Here is a 366-nt window from a genome sequence, read left to right as displayed (position 1 = left end):
GACTGGGTTCTTCCGAACACCGAACTGGCGGCTGGTACGGTCGACGCCAATGCCTTCCAGCACATCCTCTACCTGAGCGCGTTCAACGCCGAGAACAACGAGGACCTGACTCCCGTCTTCTCGACCCTCATCACGCAGTGGGGCATCTTCTCGGCCTCCCTGGGCTCGGTCGAGGACGTGCCTGACGGCGCGAAGATCGCCATTCCGGACGACCCGTCCACCGGGGGCCGCGCGCTGAACATCCTCGAAGCGGCCGGCCTGATCGAGCTCTCGGACGATAAGGGCGACTTCCCCTCGACCGATGACGTGACCGGCAATCCGAAGAACCTCCAGTTCGTGGAGATCGCGGCGACCTCGATCGCGCAG

General features: G+C 64.5%; 1 protein-coding gene. It reads left to right on the top strand.

From position 1 onward, the window contains the following. On the top strand, positions 1 to 366 hold a 366-nt coding region (locus KVT44_RS55735; RefSeq protein WP_254651246.1), incomplete at both ends, for a MetQ/NlpA family ABC transporter substrate-binding protein.

The sequence above is a fragment of the Streptomyces sp. GbtcB7 genome (genome assembly GCF_019091445.1).
GTDB lineage: Bacteria > Actinomycetota > Actinomycetes > Streptomycetales > Streptomycetaceae > Streptomyces > Streptomyces mirabilis.
This window is presented reverse-complemented; position numbering and strand designations above follow the sequence as displayed.